The following is a 17,262-nucleotide window of genomic DNA, read 5'->3' on the forward strand; positions in this document are numbered from 1 at the left end:
GTCAGTTGCTTGTGCATGGGGCCAGAGCAACCTGTAATTGAAAGGAGTCGCACATGGCCAAGCGTTCCCGCCCGGCAGCCTTCATCGACGACCCGCTGTGGTACAAGGACGCCGTCATCTACCAGCTGCACGTCAAGTCGTTCTTCGATTCGAACAACGACGGCATCGGCGATTTCGCCGGCCTGATCAGCAAGCTCGACTACATCGCCGAGCTGGGCGTCAATACCTTGTGGCTGCTGCCGTTCTACCCCTCGCCACGCCGCGACGATGGTTACGACATCGCCGAATACAAAGCCGTGCATGCCGACTACGGCAACCTTGCCGACGCCCGCCGCTTCATCGCCGAGGCGCACAAGCGCGGCCTGCGGGTGATCACCGAGCTGGTCATCAACCACACCAGCGACCAGCACCCCTGGTTCCAGCGCGCCCGCCACGCCAAGCGCGGCAGCAAGGCGCGGGACTTCTACGTATGGTCGGATGACGACCAGAAGTACGACGGCACACGCATCATCTTCCTCGACACCGAGAAGTCCAACTGGACCTGGGACCCGGTCGCCGGCCAGTACTTCTGGCACCGCTTCTATTCGCACCAGCCGGACCTCAACTTCGACAACCCGCAGGTGCTCAAGGCGGTGATCGGCGTCATGCGCTTCTGGCTCGACCTGGGTGTCGATGGCCTGCGCCTGGACGCCATCCCCTACCTGATCGAGCGTGACGGCACCAACAACGAGAACCTCGCCGAAACCCACACCGTGCTCAAGGCGATCCGCGCCGAGATCGACGCCAACTACCCGGACCGCATGCTGCTGGCCGAAGCCAACCAGTGGCCGGAAGACACCCGCCCGTACTTCGGTGAAGGCGAGGGCGACGAATGCCACATGGCCTTCCACTTCCCGCTGATGCCGCGCATGTACATGGCGCTGGCCATGGAAGACCGCTTCCCGATCACCGACATCCTGCGCCAGACCCCGGAGATCCCGGCCAATTGCCAGTGGGCGATCTTTTTGCGCAACCACGACGAACTGACCCTGGAAATGGTCACCGACCGCGAGCGCGACTACCTGTGGAACTATTACGCCGAAGACCGCCGCGCGCGCATCAACCTGGGCATCCGCCGGCGCCTGGCGCCGTTGTTGCAGCGTGACCGCCGGCGTATCGAGCTGCTCACCAGCCTGCTGCTGTCGATGCCCGGCACGCCCACGCTGTACTACGGCGATGAGCTGGGCATGGGCGACAACATCTACCTCGGCGACCGCGATGGTGTGCGCACCCCCATGCAATGGTCGCCAGACCGCAATGGCGGGTTCTCCCGTGCCGACCCGCAGCGCCTGGTGCTGCCGCCGATCATGGACCCGCTGTACGGCTACCAGACGGTCAACGTCGAAGCCCAGGCCAACGACCCGCACTCGCTGCTCAACTGGACCCGGCGCATGCTGGCGGTGCGCAAGCAGCAAAAGGCCTTTGGCCGAGGCAGCTTGCGCACGCTGACGCCGAACAACCGGCGCATCCTCGCCTATATCCGCGAATACACCGATGCCGACGGCAACACCGAGGTCATCCTGTGCGTGGCCAACGTCTCGCGTGCCGCGCAGGCGGCCGAACTGGAATTGTCACAGTACGCCGGCAAGGTACCGGTGGAGATGCTCGGTGGCAGCGCCTTCCCGCCGATCGGGCAACTGCCGTTCCTGCTGACCTTGCCACCCTATGCCTTCTACTGGTTCCTGCTGGCCGAACACGATCGCATGCCCAGCTGGCACATCCAGCCCACCGAGGGGTTACCCGAATTGACCACGCTAGTGTTGCGCAAGCGCATGGAAGAGCTGCTCGATGCCCCTTCCAGCGATACCCTGCAAGGCGCCATCCTGCCGCAGTACCTGCCCAAGCGCCGCTGGTTCGCCGGCAAGGAAAGCCCGATCGACCAGGTACGGCTGTGCTACGGCGTGCGCTTCGGCACGGCCACCACGCCGGTGCTGCTCAGTGAAATCGAAGTGTTCAGCGACGGCGTGGGTAGCCGCTACCAACTGCCGTTCGGCCTGTTGCGAGAAGAACAGATCAGCACCGCGCTGCCCCAGCAACTGGCCCTGTCGCGGGTGCGGCGTGCCCATCAGGTCGGCTTGATCACCGATGCCTTCGTCCTCGAACCGTTCATTCGCGCGGTGCTGCGGGCCTGCCAGGATGGCCTGCACCTGCCCTGCGGCCGTGGCGAGGGCGAACTGCACTTCCAGTGCACGGAACAGCTGGCCGGGCTGGGCCTGAACGAGGAAAGCACCGTGCGCTATCTCAGTGCCGAGCAGTCCAACAGCTCGGTGGTGATCGCTGACCAGGTGGTGCTCAAGCTGATTCGCCGGGTCAACCCGGGGGTGCACCCGGAGCTGGAAATGAGTGCCTACCTGACCGCTGCCGGCTTTGCCAATATCTCGCCGTTGCTGGCCTGGGTCAGCCGCGTGGACGAGCAGGGCGCGCCACACCTGCTGATGATCGCCCAGGGCTACCTGAGCAACCAGGGCGATGCCTGGGCCTGGACCCAGAACACCCTGGAACGGGCCATTCGCGACCAGATGGAACCAGCCAGCCTCGACACCGAGGTGCACACCGACGCGCTGGCCGAGCTGACCGGCTTTGCCGCCTTGCTTGGTCAGCGCCTGGGCGAGATGCACCTGCTGCTGGCTGCGCCGAGCAACGACGAGGCCTTCCAGCCGCGGCCGAGCGATGCTGCCGACAGTGAACGCTGGAGCGCGCAGATCAGTGCCGAACTGAGCCGTGCCCTCGACCTGCTGGTGCAGCACCGTGAGCACCTCGACAGCGACAGCCAAGCATTGGTCGACGACCTGCAGCAACAGCGCGACGGCCTGGCCCAACACGTCGCCGAACTCACCCGCCAGGCCCAGGGCGGCCTGCTGATGCGCGTGCACGGCGACCTGCACCTGGGCCAGGTGCTGGTGGTGCAGGGCGATGCCTACCTGATCGATTTCGAAGGCGAGCCGGCCCGGCCGCTACAGGAGCGGCGGGCGAAACACAGCCCGTACAAGGACGTCAGCGGCGTGCTGCGATCGTTCGACTATGCTGCTGCCATGATCCTGCGCAGCGCGTCTGCGGTAGACCTTTCCGACCCGGCGCGGCAGGCCCGGCAGCGGGTTGCCAGGCAGTACCTGCACCAGTCGCGGCATGCCTTTGTCGAAGCCTATGGGCTCGCCACCGCGGCCATGCCCCATGCCTGGCAGCAGGCCGAAGGCGAACGTGCCGCACTGGAGCTGTTCTGCCTGGAAAAAGCTGCCTACGAAATCACATACGAAGCCGAAAACCGTCCAACTTGGCTGGCCGTGCCTTTGCATGGCCTGCATGGACTGATCAGTACCTGGGGAGAGTCAGAATGAACGTAACAACGCGTGAAAACGGCGGCCTTCGGCAACGGGACCTCGATGCCCTGGCCCGCGCCGAGCACGCCGACCCATTTGCAGTACTCGGCCCCCATGGCGACGGCAGTGGCGGGCAAGTGGTCCGCGCCTTCCTGCCGAATGCCCTGAAAGTGCGCATCCTGGCCCGGCATGACGGGCGCATCCTGGCCGAAATGGAGCAGGGCAGCCTGCCAGGCTTGTTCACTGCGCACCTCGACGAGGCGCACCCGTACCTGCTGCAGATCGCCTGGGCCGGCGGCGAGCAGATCACCGAAGACCCCTACAGCTTCGGCCCGCAACTGGGCGACATGGACCTGTACCTGTTCGCCGAGGGTAACCACCGCGACCTGTCCGGGCGTTTCGGCGCGCAGCCGACGCAGGTCGATGGTGTCGACGGTGTGTGCTTCTCGGTGTGGGCGCCCAATGCACGCCGGGTCTCGGTGGTGGGCGACTTCAACAACTGGGACGGCCGTCGCCACCCGATGCGCCTGCGCCACAGCGCCGGGGTGTGGGAACTGTTCGTGCCGCGCCTGGGCGTGGGCGAAACCTACAAGTACGAGGTGCTGGGCAAGGACGGCATCCTGCCGCTGAAGGCCGACCCGCTGGCGCGTGCCACCGAGCTGCCACCGAGTACCGCGTCCAAGGTGGCGGGGCCGCTCGCTCACGCCTGGCAGGATCACGACTGGATGGCGCAACGCGCCCAGCGCCATGCCTACAGTGCACCGCTGTCGATCTACGAACTGCACCCGGGGTCGTGGCGCTGCGAACTGGACGAGGCGGGCGATATCGGGCGCTTCTACAACTGGCGCGAACTGGCCGAGCGCCTGGTGCCCTATGTGCAGGAGCTGGGCTTCACCCACATCGAGTTGCTGCCGATCATGGAGCACCCGTTCGGTGGGTCCTGGGGCTACCAGCCGCTGTCGCTGTTCGCGCCTACCTCGCGCTACGGCAGCGCCGAGGACTTCGCCGCCTTCGTCGACGCCTGCCACCAGGGCGGCATCGGCGTCCTGCTCGACTGGGTGCCGGCGCATTTCCCCACCGACGAACACGGCCTGGCACGTTTCGACGGCACCGCCCTGTACGAATACGACAACCCGCTGGAAGGCTACCACCAGGACTGGAACACGCTGATCTACAACCTCGGCCGCAACGAAGTGCGCGGTTTCATGATGGCCTCGGCGCTGCACTGGCTGAAGCACTTCCACATCGACGGCCTGCGGGTCGATGCGGTGGCCTCGATGCTGTATCGCGACTATTCGCGCAAGGCTGGCGAGTGGGTCCCCAACCGCCATGGCGGGCGCGAGAACCTGGAAGCCATCGACTTCATCCGCCACCTCAACGGTGTGGCAGCCCATGAGGCTCCAGGGGCGCTGATCATCGCCGAGGAGTCCACCGCCTGGCCTGGTGTCAGCCAGCCAACCCAGCAGGGTGGCCTGGGCTTTGCCTACAAGTGGAACATGGGTTGGATGCACGACACCCTGCATTACATCCAGAACGACCCGGTGCACCGCACCTACCACCACAACGAGATGAGCTTCGGGCTGATCTATGCCTATTCCGAGCATTTCATCCTGCCCATCTCCCACGACGAAGTGGTCCACGGCAAGCATTCGCTGATCGACAAGATGCCTGGCGACCGCTGGCAGAAGTTCGCCAACCTGCGTGCCTACCTCACCTTCATGTGGGCGCACCCGGGCAAGAAGCTGCTGTTCATGGGCTGCGAGTTCGGCCAATGGCGCGAGTGGGACCACGACAGCGAACTGGACTGGTACCTGCTGCAATACCCTGAGCACCGGGGCGTGCAGCGCCTGGTCAGCGACCTCAACCGGCTGTACCGGGATATTCCTGCGTTGCATGAGCAGGATTGTCAGCCACAGGGCTTCCAGTGGCTGATCGGTGACGATGCCCAGAACAGCGTGTACGCCTGGCTGCGCTGGAGCAGCAGCGGCGAGCCGGTGCTGGTGGTGGCCAACTTCACTCCGGTGCCGCGTGAGGGCTACCGCATCGGCGTGCCGTTTGGCGAGCGCTGGCAGGAACTGCTGAACAGTGATGCCGAGCTGTATGCCGGGTCGAATGTCGGCAACCTGGGGGTGGTGGAAAGTGACGAGATAGCCAGCCATGGCCAGCCGCAGTCACTGGCCCTGAACCTGCCGCCGCTGGGTGTGCTGGTGATGAAGCCGGCCTGATCTTCTGCCTTTTCGCGGGCATGCCCGCTCCCACAGGTACGGCGCCAGCCTCTGGCCCGGGTGCTATCCCTGTGGGAGCGGGCGTGCCCGCGAAAGGGCCGAATCTGCCTACCACCGCATCCTGACCCCAAGGCTGCCAATCAATCCGTTCAGGTCATTGTCATCCACGTCACTGCTGTAGTCGGCACTGACAAACAACGCCACCGCCGGCGTCACCCGCGCCACCAGCCCCAGACCCAGTTCCACCGTGGTGGAATAACGCGAGCTGGAGATCTTGTCGACCTGGTCCAGCTTCACCTCATCGGCATTGCTGAAGTCATACCACACGTTGGTACGCACGTAGGGCTCGATCGGCATGCCGCGCACATCGTAGCGCCCGGACAAGCGGGCACCGACCCGGCCACTCCAGCTCGGCTGGCTGTCGAAGGCCTGCAAGGTCTCTTCCTGGGCCTGGTTGCCGGGGAAGAACTGCTGGTTGATCAACTGCGCCTGTGGCTCGATCACCCACCCCCCACCCAGGCCGATCGGGATGCCACCCTCCAGCGAGAGGGTCATGGCGTGGCCGCTGTCGTCCAGGCGCTGGCCATTCTCGCCGCGGCCGTTGATGTCTATGCGCGAGCCCATGGCCACGGCATCCAGGTGCCAGCCCTGTTCATGGGTCATGCTCCAGTAAACGCCGAGGCTCTCGCCGCTCAGGTTTACTGCATTGCGTTGGTTGTCGCCCAGCCGCCGGCGCATGCCGTTGAAGTGGGTCTGCGGGTTGTTCTGCCCCACGAAGATGCCCGCACGGTGCACATTGCCGGCTGCCGTTTCACGCACGAACAGGTCCGGGCCGATGCTCAGCTGCTGGCTGGGTGCCTCCAGCCGGGCCGGTGGCTGCACGCCGCTGTGCGCGGGGCTGGGGAAGAACTGCGCCCACTGGCTGGCGTCCAGGTCCGGTACGGGTTGCCCGTGGCGCGCGCTCATTGCTTGTGAAAACGCATTCAGGGTACCGATGCTCAAGCCACTGGCGCTGACCGGGTCGAGCGACAGCTGCGGTGGCGCGAGTTGCTGCAGGAAGCTGGGCGAAGTGGGGTCATCCTGCAGTTCGTACGCGATCGTTTCCACCGGGGTTGCCAGAAGCAGCGACGTGGAAACCGCATAGAAAATGCTGTCGAAGCGCGAGGGGTTCGAGGTGCTTTTCATGGCGGATCTCCTTGGTTTTTTGGGGTACAGCCTGGGACCTGGCCTGAGGTCACGAGCTGTACCGAAAAAACAGTGGGCGACCCAAACCAGCACGCCAGCTTTCGCGGACGCGCACGAAGGCGCGAGCTAGAGGGCCCGGCGCGAGATATTCAGTGTTAGACAAGATCAGCTAAGGAGAGGCCGCCGCTTGCGTCAAGAAAGCGTGAAAAAAGCATAGGTGTCGCGTGATCTTGATCAACGCTTTGATTTTATTGAATAAAGTTTGCGGCATAGCCGGGTTCGCTATTTGCCGTCACTGCACTATGAAAAATGATTGCTAAAGCCTGACTTCCACTGCCAGGGGCAGGTGATCCGACAGGTGCGACCAAGGTTTGTGCCCCAGAATACGTGGGCCATGGCTTTCCGCGTTGCGCAGGTAGATGCGGTCCAGGCGCAGCAGTGGCAAGCGCGCAGGGTAGGTGCGGGCGAGGTGGCCGTGATGGCGCTCGAAGGCCTCGTGCAGGTCGCGCTGCAGGCCCAGGGTGCGGTTGCCGTGGGATTTCCAGTCGTTGAAGTCACCGGCGATGATCACCGGGGCGTCGCCGGGTAATGATTCAAGCAGTCTGCGCAGCAGCAGCAGCTGTTTCTGGCGGTGGCTTTCCAGCAACGACAGGTGCACGCAGATGGCATGCACGTTGTGCTGCCCGGGAACGTCGAGAATGCAATGCAGCAGGCCGCGGCGTTCGGGGCCGGTGATCGACACGTCGAGGTTGCGGTGTTCGATGATCGGGTATTTGGAGAGCAGGGCATTGCCATGGTGGCCGTCGGGGTAGACCGCGTTGCGGCCGTAGGCAAAGTCGCTCCACATGCTGTCGGCAAGGAACTCGTACTGCGACGTCTGCGGCCAGCCGGGGTAGCGTGCCGCGTGGCGATCGTGGCTGCCGAGCACTTCCTGGAGGAACACGATATCGGCCTGGGTGCTGCGCACCGCCTCGCGCAGCTCCGGCAGGATGAAGCGCCGGTTGAAGGCGGTGAAGCCCTTGTGGGTGTTCACCGTCAGTACCCGCAGGCGCTTCACGGCCGGGGCCTGGTTGACGCTGGCGAAACCTTTACCGCCGGCTTCGGGGTTCACGGTGGCTCCTCAGGTAACGGTTTACACGCTTCAGTGTAGAAGCGGCCTTGCGTCGCGAAAGGGCCGCCCGGCGGCCCCCGTTTCCATCAGCATGCCAAGCCGGGCCGGGGCCGCTCTGCGGCCCTTTCGCGACACGAGGCCGCTCCTACACAAGGGACCCATGCCGGCGGTACAGGTTCACTCCTCGTCGCGCTGCAACACCATCAGCAGCAACGACCGCCCCTTGACCTCGAAGCTGCTGTCGAACTGCAGGTGCTGGCCCTTGCGCAGTTCCGGCCGGTCGGTATCGACCAGGCAGCTCCAGTAATCCCCTTCAGGCACGCTCGGCAGTTTGAACGGCACGATGTCATGGTGAGCATTGACGATCAGCAGCACGGTGGCCTCGGCGCCTGGCCGGGCAATGCCACTGACCTGGGCACGGCCATCGATCAGCATGCCCAGGCAGCGCCCGTGCGGGTCTTCCCACTGCTCCACACTCATCTCGTTGCCGTCTGGTGCCAGCCAGGTCACGTCCTTGACCCCGATGGCTTCATTGTAGTCACCCACCAGGAAGCGCGAACGGCGCAATACCGGGTAACTGAGGCGCAGCCGGGTCAGGCGCTTGACGAACTTCAGCAACTCCTGGCCTTCCTCGTCCAGCTCCCAGTTCACCCAGCCGATTTCGCTGTCCTGGCAGTAGGCATTGTTGTTGCCGTGCTGGGTACGGCTGAACTCGTCGCCGGCGACGATCATCGGCGTGCCCTGGGCGAACAGCAAGGTGGCGAAGTAATTGCGCATCTGCCGCATGCGCAGGGCATTGATCCCCGGGTCCTGGGTGGGCCCCTCGACGCCGCAGTTCCACGACAGGTTGTTGTCGGTGCCGTCCTGGTTGTTCTCGTCGTTGTCCTCGTTGTGCTTGTCGTTGTACGAAACCAGGTCGCGCAAGGTGAAACCGTCATGGGCGGTGATGAAGTTTACCGATGAGTACGGCCGTCGGCCGCGGTTGTTGAACATGTCGCCGGAGGCGGTCATGCGCGCGGCAAAGTCGGCCAGCTGGCCCTCGTCACCTTTCCAGAACGCCCGCATGGTGTCGCGGAAGCGGTCGTTCCACTCTGCCCAGCCCGGGGCGAAATTGCCCACCTGATAGCCGCCCGGGCCGCAGTCCCAGGGCTCGGCGATCAGCTTGACCTGGCGCAGCAGTGGGTCCTGGCGGCAGGCAACGAGGAAGCTGTGGCGCTCGCTGTAGCCTTCATGGTAGCGGCCGAGGATGGTCGCCAGGTCGAAGCGGAAGCCGTCCACATGCATCTCGCCGGCCCAGTAGCGCAGTGAATCGGTGACCAGTTGCAGCACGCACGGGTGGCTGAGGTCCAGCGTGTTGCCGGTGCCGGAGTCGTTGATGTAGTAGCGCTTCTGGTCGGGCATCAGCCGGTAGTACGAGGCATTGTCGATACCGCGCATCGACAGCGTGGGCCCCAGTTCGTTGCCCTCGGCGGTGTGGTTGTAGACCACGTCGAGAATCACTTCCAGCCCGGCGTCGTGCAGGTGCGCGACCATTTCCTTGAACTCGGCGATCTTGCCACTGGCCAGGTAGGCCGGGTGGGGGGCGAAGAAGGCGATGGTGTTGTAGCCCCAGTAGTTGTTCAGGCCTTTCTGCAGCAGGTGCTGGTCGTTGACGAAGGCATGGATCGGCAGCAGCTCGATGCTGGATACCCCCAGCTCCTTGATGTGCCCGAGCAGCTCGTCGTTGGCCAGGCCGCCGAAGGTGCCGCGCAGGTGTTCCGGCACGGCGGGGTGGCGCATGCTGATGCCCTTGGTGTGGGCTTCGTAGATGATGGTGCGCTCCCAGGGGATCTGCACGCGCTCATCGCGGCCCCAGGTGAACGCCGGGTCGATGACCTTGCACTTGGGCACGAACGGCGCACTGTCGCGCTCATCGAACGACAGGTCGCCGTCGGGGTGGCCGATGGTATAGCCGAACAGCGCTTCGGACCACTTCAGCGCGCCGACCAATTGTTTGGCGTAAGGGTCGATCAGCAGCTTGTTGGGGTTGAAGCGATGGCCGTTCTCCGGCTCGTACGGGCCGTGCACGCGATAGCCGTAGATCAGCCCAGGGTGCGCGTCGGGCAGGTAACCGTGATAGATCTCGTCGGTGTATTCCGGTAGCTCGATGCGTTCGATTTCCTTTTCACCGGTCGGGTCGAACAGGCACAGCTCGACCTTGGTGGCGTTGGCCGAGAACAGGGCGAAGTTGACGCCCAGGCCGTCCCAGGTGGCGCCGAGGGGGAAGGGCAGGCCTTCGCGGATGCGCGAGGGAGCAACGGAGCGGGTTTTCTTGGGCGTGCGCGGGCTCATGACGGTCCTCGAATGGCCGGGTGTTGGGAACGGAACGATGGATGGCTGGCCGGCCTTTCGCGGGCACGCCCGCTCCCACAGGGATCTCCCCAGCCGCTAGCCAGTACAGGCTCGTGGCAGCGGGCTTACCGCGAAAGGGCCGGTAGCGGCTCAGCCGGCAGTGGGCTTCTTCACCGCACGTGGTTTCTTCGCCGCAGCCGGCTTAACGCCCGGCAACGCCGCTACCTTGGGCTCGGCGGGCGCCTTGGGCGCTGCCGCTGCTTTTGGCTTGGCCGCTACCTTGGCTTTGCCGGCGGCCTTGGGCTTGGCCTCGGGGGCCAACGCCTCGGCTTCGGCAAGCTTGCGCGCCATGTCCCAATGGCGGCTTTCCTGGCCCTCCGGTTTACCCTCCGATTCCCAGATCTGGTAGGCGAATTCGCGTACTCGTTTTTCATCGACACTCATCACGACGCTCCTGAATGCTAGGCATGTTCGATCAACAGGTTGACTGGGAACTCCGACAGCACGGCGCTCAACATCAACTCTCTAACAGGGCTGACAACGGCACCGCCAAAAAGTCCAGTCGAATTGGCAGGCGACAAGGCAAACGGCAAAGTTACCCGGGTGTCGTCCCAGTTCTGCGCCGGGATCAGGGGTATGGTAGCTGCGCCCAGCAGGCTACTGGCCAGGCGTGGCGCGATGATGACGGCGCGTTGGCCTTCGCCCAGGCGGGCGAACGCCAGCACCTTGTCGGCGTGGCGGCCCTGCACGGTCAGGGGCAGGTAGGCGCCACGGCGGAACAGCTCGGCATTAGCCTGGCGGCAGTCGAGCACGCGGGCAATCAGCGCCTGCTTGACCCGGCCGTCCTGCCACTGGGCCAGCAATTCGGCCAGCGGCGTGGCGTCGTCCAGGGTGTTGCGCCGGGTGGCATAATCCACGGCCCGGCGGTTGTCCGGGTCGACCAGGCTAAAGTCCCAGTATTCGTTGCCCTGGTACAGGTCGGGCACACCGGGCGTGGTCATGCGCAGCAGGGCCTGTACCAGGCCATTGAGTGCGCCGGGGCAGGCCAGTAGCTGGGCGGCTTCAGCCAGCGACTTGCGCAACTGCTGGTTCTCGCCGTCCAGCAGCAGGCCGTCGACATAACGCGCACAGGCAGTTTCATAACCCTCGTTGGGAGCGCTCCAGCTGCTGCGCAGCTTGGCTTCACGCACGGCCTTCTGCTGCCACTGGCGAATGCGCTCGGCGTATTGGCGCAGGCCGTTGTCATCATGCGGGTCGAGGTCCAGCGGCCAGCTGCCGAGCAAGGTCTGCAACAGCATCAGCTCATCGCCGGGGCTGGGTGCCGGGCCGTCGTCCAGGGCCACGCGCAACGGGCTTGCCAGCTCGCGCCAGTGTTCCACCCGGCTGGCCAGCCACGGGCCGCGCTCGCTCAGCACTGCCAGGCGCGCGCGGGTGTCTTCGCCGCGCTTGTGGTCATGCGTGGCGGTGGCCAGCAAGTTGTCAGGGAAGTCGCGCAGGCGCCGCTGCGCCTCGTTGTGGAAGTGTTCGGGTGGGGCGCTGAAACGCTCGGCCTCGAAACCGACGTCGTTGCGCGACAGCAGCCGGGCGCTGCGGTAGAAGGCCGTGTCTTCCACGGCCTTGGCGGCGCTGGGGGCGGTCAGTTGCTGGAAGCGCACGCAAGCGTGGCGTAGTTGCTTGCGCGCATAGCCCGCTGGCAGCTTGCGCCAGGCCTGCCCGCCCAGCCACTGCTCGAGTTGTTCCAGGAGCGGCCAGTCGGCCTCGCTGAGGTCCTGCCGGGCGTTGGCCAGCGCCTGCTGGAAGAACGCTTCGTCTTGCGCCGGGCGGCCGCAGGCATTGAAGTAGGTGCGGTACACCGGGTAATGCGCCACCAGCGCTTGCAAGGCACGGCGGATCGCGCCCAAGGTCAGGTCGCGGGTCATCAGGTCGTTGCGTGCTACCTGCAACAGCGCCTGGGCTACCGACTCGCAGTCCCCGGCCAGGCTGGCATTGAGCACCAGGTGACGGGCCTGGCGCACTTCTTCGGCGAAGGCAGGGCGCTCTGTGACGCTGGCCCACAGCTCGCTCAGCGCGGCCTCGCCCGCAGGGTCGTGCTGCAGCAGCGACACCTGGTTCATGAACTCGTAGCCGGTGGTGCCGTCGGTCAGCCAGTCGCGGTGCAGGTGCTCGTCGGCACCGAGGATCTTTTCCACGTAGATCGGGAAGTGTTCCAGTGCCGCGTGCAGCGGGCGTCGCGCCAGCAAGCCATCGACCCGCCGGCGCAGTTTGCGGCAGTAGCCACGCGGGTCGGCCAGGCCGTCGATATGGTCGATGCGCAGGCCATCCACCAGGCCGCGCTCGATCAGCTCGAAGAGCTTGGCATGGGTGGCCTCGAACACCACTGCGCGTTCGACGCGCAGGCCGCCGAGTTCGTTGATGTCGAAAAAGCGCCGCCAGTTGATGTCGTCGGCAGCGGTGCGCCAGCTGGCCAGGCGGTAGGTCTGGCGCTCCAGCAGCAAGTGCAGGCGCCTGAAGCCAGCCTCGCTGCGGCTGTCGAAGGCCAGCAGGGCCGCTTGCAGGTCAGCGCCTTCGCCTACCAGGCGGGCCAGCTCGGCGTGCAAGGGTAGGGCGTCGGCCAGCGGGTCGGGCGATGCGTTGAGGGCGGTGAAATGTTCGGCCAGGGCCTTCAGCGCCGGGTCCGGGCTCAAGGCCAGAATCCAGCCGTAATCGGCTGGGCAGATCGGGAACCGGTGCTGGTAATGGGCGATGTGCAGCACGCCTTGCTGCGCGTCGAATTGCAGCGGTATTTCACCCTGCTTCAAGGCCACGCCGTAGTCGCTGCCGAGGAATGGCAGCAGCAACTGCCCGGCCAGCAATGGGTCGCTGGAATGCCACTGGATGTCGAAGAACTGAGCATACGGGCTGCGCCGGCCCCAGGCCAGCAGGCTTTGCCACCACGGGTTGTCGGCACCGCCGACAGCCATGTGGTTGGACACCGTGTCGAGGATCAGCCCCATGCCGTGCTGGCGCAGGGCTGCGACCAGCCGCACCAGGGCTGCCTCGCCGCCCAGTTCCGGGTTGACCTGGGTCGGGTCGACCACGTCGTAGCCATGGCGCGAACCGGCGCGGGCCTTGAGGATGGGCGAGGCATACAGGTGGCTGATGCCCAGCTGGGCGAAGTACGGCACCAGCGGCACGGCGTGGTCGAGGGTGAAGTCACTGTGAAATTGCAGGCGCAGGGTCGCGCTCAGGGCTTTCATCGGTCACGCTCCCAGGCTTGCTCGCGGGCCTGGGCCAGCAGCTCGATACGCCGGGCGGCATCCTCATCGTCGAGCAGCTCACGCACTGGCCGGGCAAAGCGCCGGCGCCAGTTGGGGTGGCCTTCGGTGGTACCGGGCAGGTTGGGTTGCTCGTCGCAGCCCAGCAGGTCTTCGAGGGGGACCAGCACCAGCGGGGCGCGGGTGTGGCCGACATAGCGAATGGCGGCGTCGATCACGGCGTCGTTGTCCTCAAGCAGGCCATAATTGGATTCCAGCGTGCGCCGCAGGCCGGCGTGTTCTTTCTGCCGGTCATGGCGCCAATGCAGTTCGGTAGCGGCATCGATCAGTTGCAGGCGGTGGCTCCAGTCGATATCGCGGTTTTCCAGCCAACCGGCCAGGGGGGCCAGGTCGTGGGTGCCGGTGGTGGCCAGCGCGTTGTCCGGCCAGTCCAGAATCGGCGTGAAGTTGCCGGGCGAGGGCTGCTCGAACGGCAGCACACGCATGCCCAGCACGTTGCGCCTGGCCAAGGCTTCGCGCAGCCCTGCGGGTACGGTGCCGAGGTCTTCGCCGAGGATGACCGCGCCGTGGCGCATCGACTCCAGCGCCAGCAGGCGCAGCAGGTCGTCCAGCGGGTATTCGAGGTAGGCCCCTTCGCTGGGCTTGGAGCCACGCGGGATCACCCATAACCGGCGCAAGCCCATCACATGGTCGATCCGCAGCCCGCCGGCATGCGCCAGGTTGGCCCGCAGCATTTCGATGAAGGCGCGGTAGCCGTTGCGTTTCAGGCCTTCCGGAGAGAAGCCGCAGATGCCCCAGTCCTGGCCGGAACGGTTGAGGATGTCCGGTGGCGCACCCACGGTGAGGTTGGCCAGCAGCTCGTCCTGGCGGCTCCAGGCCTGGCTGCCGGCGCCGTCAGCCCCCACCGCCAGGTCGGCAATCAGGCCGACCGCCATGCCATTGCCGCGCGCGGCTTCCTGGGCGCGTTGCAGGCTGCGCTCGGTCAGCCATTGGCAGAACGCGTGGAACTCGATGCGCGCCGGGTAGCTGGCGGCAAAACTCTGCACTTCGGCATGGTAGGGGTCGCGCCAGGCCTCTGGCCAGTTGCGCCAGTCGGCGCCGAGGCCCTGATCGACGGCTTCGGCCTGCAGCACTTCAAAGCGGCAATGGTGTTCCAGCGCTTCGCCGGCGGCCTCGCGGAAACTCTCGAAGTCGCTTCGCTGCGGGTGATCGCCTTGGCTGAAGTCCTGGTACAGCGCTTGCAACAGCCGGCGACGGGCTTCGGCTGCGCGCGGCCAGTCCACCAGCGGCTCCTGTTCCAGCGCTTCCAGCGCCTGTTCCAGGCCGCACGCTTCCACTGCCTGGCGCACGGCACGCTCGCCAAGGATCGCCGCCGGGCTGGCGTACAGGCTGTTGAGCAGCAGCCGGCTGGAGGGGGAGTAGGGGCTGTAATGGTGCTGGTCGAAGGCCGAAAGAGCGTGGATCGGGCTGATGGCCAGGGCATCGGCACCGCGTTCGGCAGCGCTGCGGGCCAGTTGTTCAAGGGCCATGCAGTCGCCATAGCCACCATCGCCAGGGCGACGCAGGCTGTATAGCTGCACCGAGATGCCCCAGCAGCGCGCTGGCGGTTGGCTGACCCGCTCATGCAGCGCCACGCAGGCGGCCGGTGCCACGGCCAGGGTGAAGGCATGGCCTTCGATCAGTAGTTGGTGGTAACCCGGTGGCAGCTGGCCAGGCAGCCGGCCCTGGGCATCCAGCTGCAATTGCAGCTGGGCCCCGTCCTCCAGGTTGCAGCGCACCGGGCTGCCGCCGGCGAAGTAGCGGTCGAGCGCCAGCGCCTGGCCCACATCCGCGGTCAGCAGGGGTGGCATATGCTCGGCATCATCGCTTTGCGCGAGGCTGGCCAGGCTGTCACGTACCTGGGCATCGTCTGCGCAGCCATGGCCAAGGGCTTCCAGTACCCGGCGCAGTACATCGTCACTGACTTGCTGGGGGCGGTTGTTGGCATCGACCCAGTCGCGGGCCAGCCCAGCCTGCCGTGCCAGCTGGTGTAGCAAAGGTTCGCTCATGGCGTCTCCGGGCTGGGTGGCAGCAGGCTGACCACGCAGCTGTAGGGCGAAAGGGTGGCGTCCGGGTGGGCGTCGGCGCTGCTGTCGAACAACCGTAGCCCGGCTTGCGGCAGCGCGACGGGCTGGGGTTGGCCGGCCAGGTTCAGGTCGATGCGCAAGGTGCTGCCATCACCCAGGCGCCAGCTGGCACTCAGCGCCTTGGCACCGAGCACCTTGGCACCCAGCGCACGCGTGCCGGGCAGGCGTGGCAGCAACTGCTGGCGGCGAATTGTCAGCAACTGCTGATAGAGCCCATGCCAGCCGGCGAGCACGTCGTGCCTGTCCGGCCGCGAGCGCTCGAAGGTCTGCAAGGCGTTCGGGTCGGGAATCCGGGCGCGCTGTTCCGGTTCGGCAAAGGCCGGAAAGTGCGCGAATTCGCCGCGCCGGCCTTCACGTACGGCGTCGGCCAGTTCGTCGTGGAAATCAGTGAAGAACAGGAAGGGCGCACGGCTGCCGTCATCGTCGCCCATGAACAGCAGCGGGATCATCGGGCTCAGCAACAGCAAGGCGGTCGCCGCCCGTAACGCCGCAGGTGGGCACAGCACGCTCAGGCGTTCGCCCAGTGCCCGGTTGCCGATCTGGTCATGGTTCTGCAAGAACAGCACGAAAGCGCTGGGGGCGAGGTGGCCACTCGGCTCGCCCCTGGGCTGGCCGTGGCGATTGGCTTCGCCCTGGAACACGAAACCTTCGCCCAGGCAGCGGGCCAGCTTGTCGATCGGCTGGTGCTTGTAGTCTTCGTAGTAGCCTTCGGTTTCGCCGGTCAGCAGCACGTGCAGGGCGTTGTGGCCGTCGTCGTTCCACTGCGCGTCGAAGCCTTGTTCCAGCAGGAAGGCCTGGTTGTGTTCGTTTTCCAGTACCAGCCATACCTGGCGGCCGGGTTCGACCGCGGCGCGCACCCGTTGCGCCAGCTCGACGAGGAAATCCGGCTGGTCGATGGCATGCACCGCATCCAGGCGCAGGCCGTCGAAGCGGTACTCGCACAGCCACATCAGGGCGTTCTGGATGAAGTACTCGCGCACCTGCGGGCGCCGGAAGTCGATGGCCGCGCCCCAGGGCGTCTGGCGGTCTTCGCGAAAGAACGGGCTGGCGTACTGGTGCAGGAAATTACCGTCCGGGCCGAAGTGGTTGTAGACCACGTCGAGCATCACCATCAGGCCATGGCCGTGTGCCTGGTCGATCAGCTGGCACAGTTGCTGCGGGGTGCCGTAGGAATGCTGGGCGGCAAACGGCAACACACCGTCATAGCCCCAGTTGCGTGCCCCGGGGAACTGGCCTATCGGCATCAGTTCGATGGCGGTGATGCCGGTGGCGGCCAGGCGGGGCAGCAGGCTGGCCACGCCTTGGTAGCCACCCAGCACACCCACGTGCAGTTCCTGGATCACGGCTTCGTGCCAGGGTCGGCCTTGCCAGTGGTGCTGCCAAGGATAGGCGGCGATATCCACCAGCTGGCTTGGGCCGTGGACACCGTCGGGCTGGTAGCGGGACGCTGGGTCGGCCACTTGCAGCTGCCCGTCGATCCGGTAGTGGTAGTTGTCGCCTGCCCGGGCCGGGGCCACTCCCGTGTACCAGCCATCTTCTTCGGGCAGCAGCTCTATCGCCGGCTGCTGCTCCAGTTCCACACTCACGCTGCGCGCATCGGGTGCCCAGAGGGCGAAGCGCGCCGACGTGGCGTCCAGCAAGTGTGCGCCATGCCTGTGCATCTTCGAGCCCTCT

The 17,262-nt window shown here is 65.8% G+C and carries 9 protein-coding genes; 2 read left to right on the top strand and 7 right to left on the bottom strand.

Annotated elements, in window-relative coordinates:
- Positions 1 to 53: 53 nt before the first annotated feature.
- Together treS and glgB are read left to right on the top strand one after the other, a co-directional pair.
- Entirely contained in the window at positions 54 to 3,374 is a 3,321-nt protein-coding gene (treS, locus tag JKP78_RS22965) for a maltose alpha-D-glucosyltransferase (protein WP_200627727.1), read from the top strand.
- Positions 3,371 to 5,581: a 1,4-alpha-glucan branching protein GlgB gene (glgB, locus tag JKP78_RS22970; protein WP_200627728.1), complete on the top strand. Its 2,211-nt coding sequence runs from the start codon at positions 3,371 to 3,373 to the stop codon at positions 5,579 to 5,581. The genes treS and glgB overlap by 4 nt, the downstream gene beginning before the upstream one ends.
- A 108-nt stretch (positions 5,582 to 5,689) precedes the next feature.
- Here the strand turns inward: glgB and JKP78_RS22975 are convergent, their stop codons facing one another.
- From JKP78_RS22975 to treZ, 7 genes are all read right to left on the bottom strand, one after another.
- Positions 5,690 to 6,766: an autotransporter domain-containing protein gene (locus JKP78_RS22975; protein ID WP_200627730.1), complete on the bottom strand. Its 1,077-nt coding sequence runs from the start codon at positions 6,764 to 6,766 to the stop codon at positions 5,690 to 5,692.
- Between the two features lie 316 nt (positions 6,767 to 7,082).
- On the bottom strand, positions 7,083 to 7,877 hold the full coding sequence (locus tag JKP78_RS22980) for an endonuclease/exonuclease/phosphatase family protein (RefSeq protein ID WP_186686939.1): 795 nt from the start codon (positions 7,875 to 7,877) through the stop codon (positions 7,083 to 7,085).
- Between the two features lie 177 nt (positions 7,878 to 8,054).
- Positions 8,055 to 10,208 carry a glycogen debranching protein GlgX gene (gene glgX / locus JKP78_RS22985; RefSeq protein WP_186686941.1) on the bottom strand — a complete coding sequence of 718 codons (2,154 nt, stop codon included), beginning with the start codon at positions 10,206 to 10,208 and terminating at the stop codon, positions 8,055 to 8,057.
- A gap of 150 nt (positions 10,209 to 10,358) precedes the next feature.
- Positions 10,359 to 10,655 carry a DUF2934 domain-containing protein gene (locus JKP78_RS22990; RefSeq protein WP_170030637.1) on the bottom strand — a complete coding sequence of 99 codons (297 nt, stop codon included), beginning with the start codon at positions 10,653 to 10,655 and terminating at the stop codon, positions 10,359 to 10,361.
- A 14-nt stretch (positions 10,656 to 10,669) separates the two neighbouring features.
- Positions 10,670 to 13,444, bottom strand: coding sequence for a malto-oligosyltrehalose synthase (locus JKP78_RS22995; protein WP_200627732.1), 2,775 nt, complete (start codon positions 13,442 to 13,444; stop codon positions 10,670 to 10,672).
- Positions 13,441 to 15,510 carry a 4-alpha-glucanotransferase gene (gene malQ, locus JKP78_RS23000; protein ID WP_200627734.1) on the bottom strand — a complete coding sequence of 690 codons (2,070 nt, stop codon included), beginning with the start codon at positions 15,508 to 15,510 and terminating at the stop codon, positions 13,441 to 13,443. Before malQ ends, JKP78_RS22995 begins: the two co-directional genes overlap by 4 nt.
- Positions 15,507 to 17,249: a malto-oligosyltrehalose trehalohydrolase gene (gene treZ / locus JKP78_RS23005; RefSeq protein ID WP_200627736.1), complete on the bottom strand. Its 1,743-nt coding sequence runs from the start codon at positions 17,247 to 17,249 to the stop codon at positions 15,507 to 15,509. Before treZ ends, malQ begins: the two co-directional genes overlap by 4 nt.
- Positions 17,250 to 17,262: the final 13 nt, after the last annotated feature.

This window comes from Pseudomonas sp. LAM2023 (genome assembly GCF_016620375.1).
Lineage (GTDB): Bacteria > Pseudomonadota > Gammaproteobacteria > Pseudomonadales > Pseudomonadaceae > Aquipseudomonas > Aquipseudomonas anuradhapurensis.

Excerpts from the sequence above, each read along its gene's own strand:
- malQ (WP_200627734.1), bottom strand. The coding sequence starts at position 15,510 with ATGAGCGAACCTTTGCTACACCAGCTGGCACGGCAGGCTGGGCTGGCC.
- glgX (WP_186686941.1), bottom strand. The coding sequence starts at position 10,208 with ATGAGCCCGCGCACGCCCAAGAAAACCCGCTCCGTTGCTCCCTCGCGC.
- JKP78_RS22995 (WP_200627732.1), bottom strand. The coding sequence starts at position 13,444 with ATGAAAGCCCTGAGCGCGACCCTGCGCCTGCAATTTCACAGTGACTTC.
- treZ (WP_200627736.1), bottom strand. The coding sequence starts at position 17,249 with ATGCACAGGCATGGCGCACACTTGCTGGACGCCACGTCGGCGCGCTTC.
- JKP78_RS22975 (WP_200627730.1), bottom strand. The coding sequence starts at position 6,766 with ATGAAAAGCACCTCGAACCCCTCGCGCTTCGACAGCATTTTCTATGCG.
- treS (WP_200627727.1), top strand. The coding sequence starts at position 54 with ATGGCCAAGCGTTCCCGCCCGGCAGCCTTCATCGACGACCCGCTGTGG.
- glgB (WP_200627728.1), top strand. The coding sequence starts at position 3,371 with ATGAACGTAACAACGCGTGAAAACGGCGGCCTTCGGCAACGGGACCTC.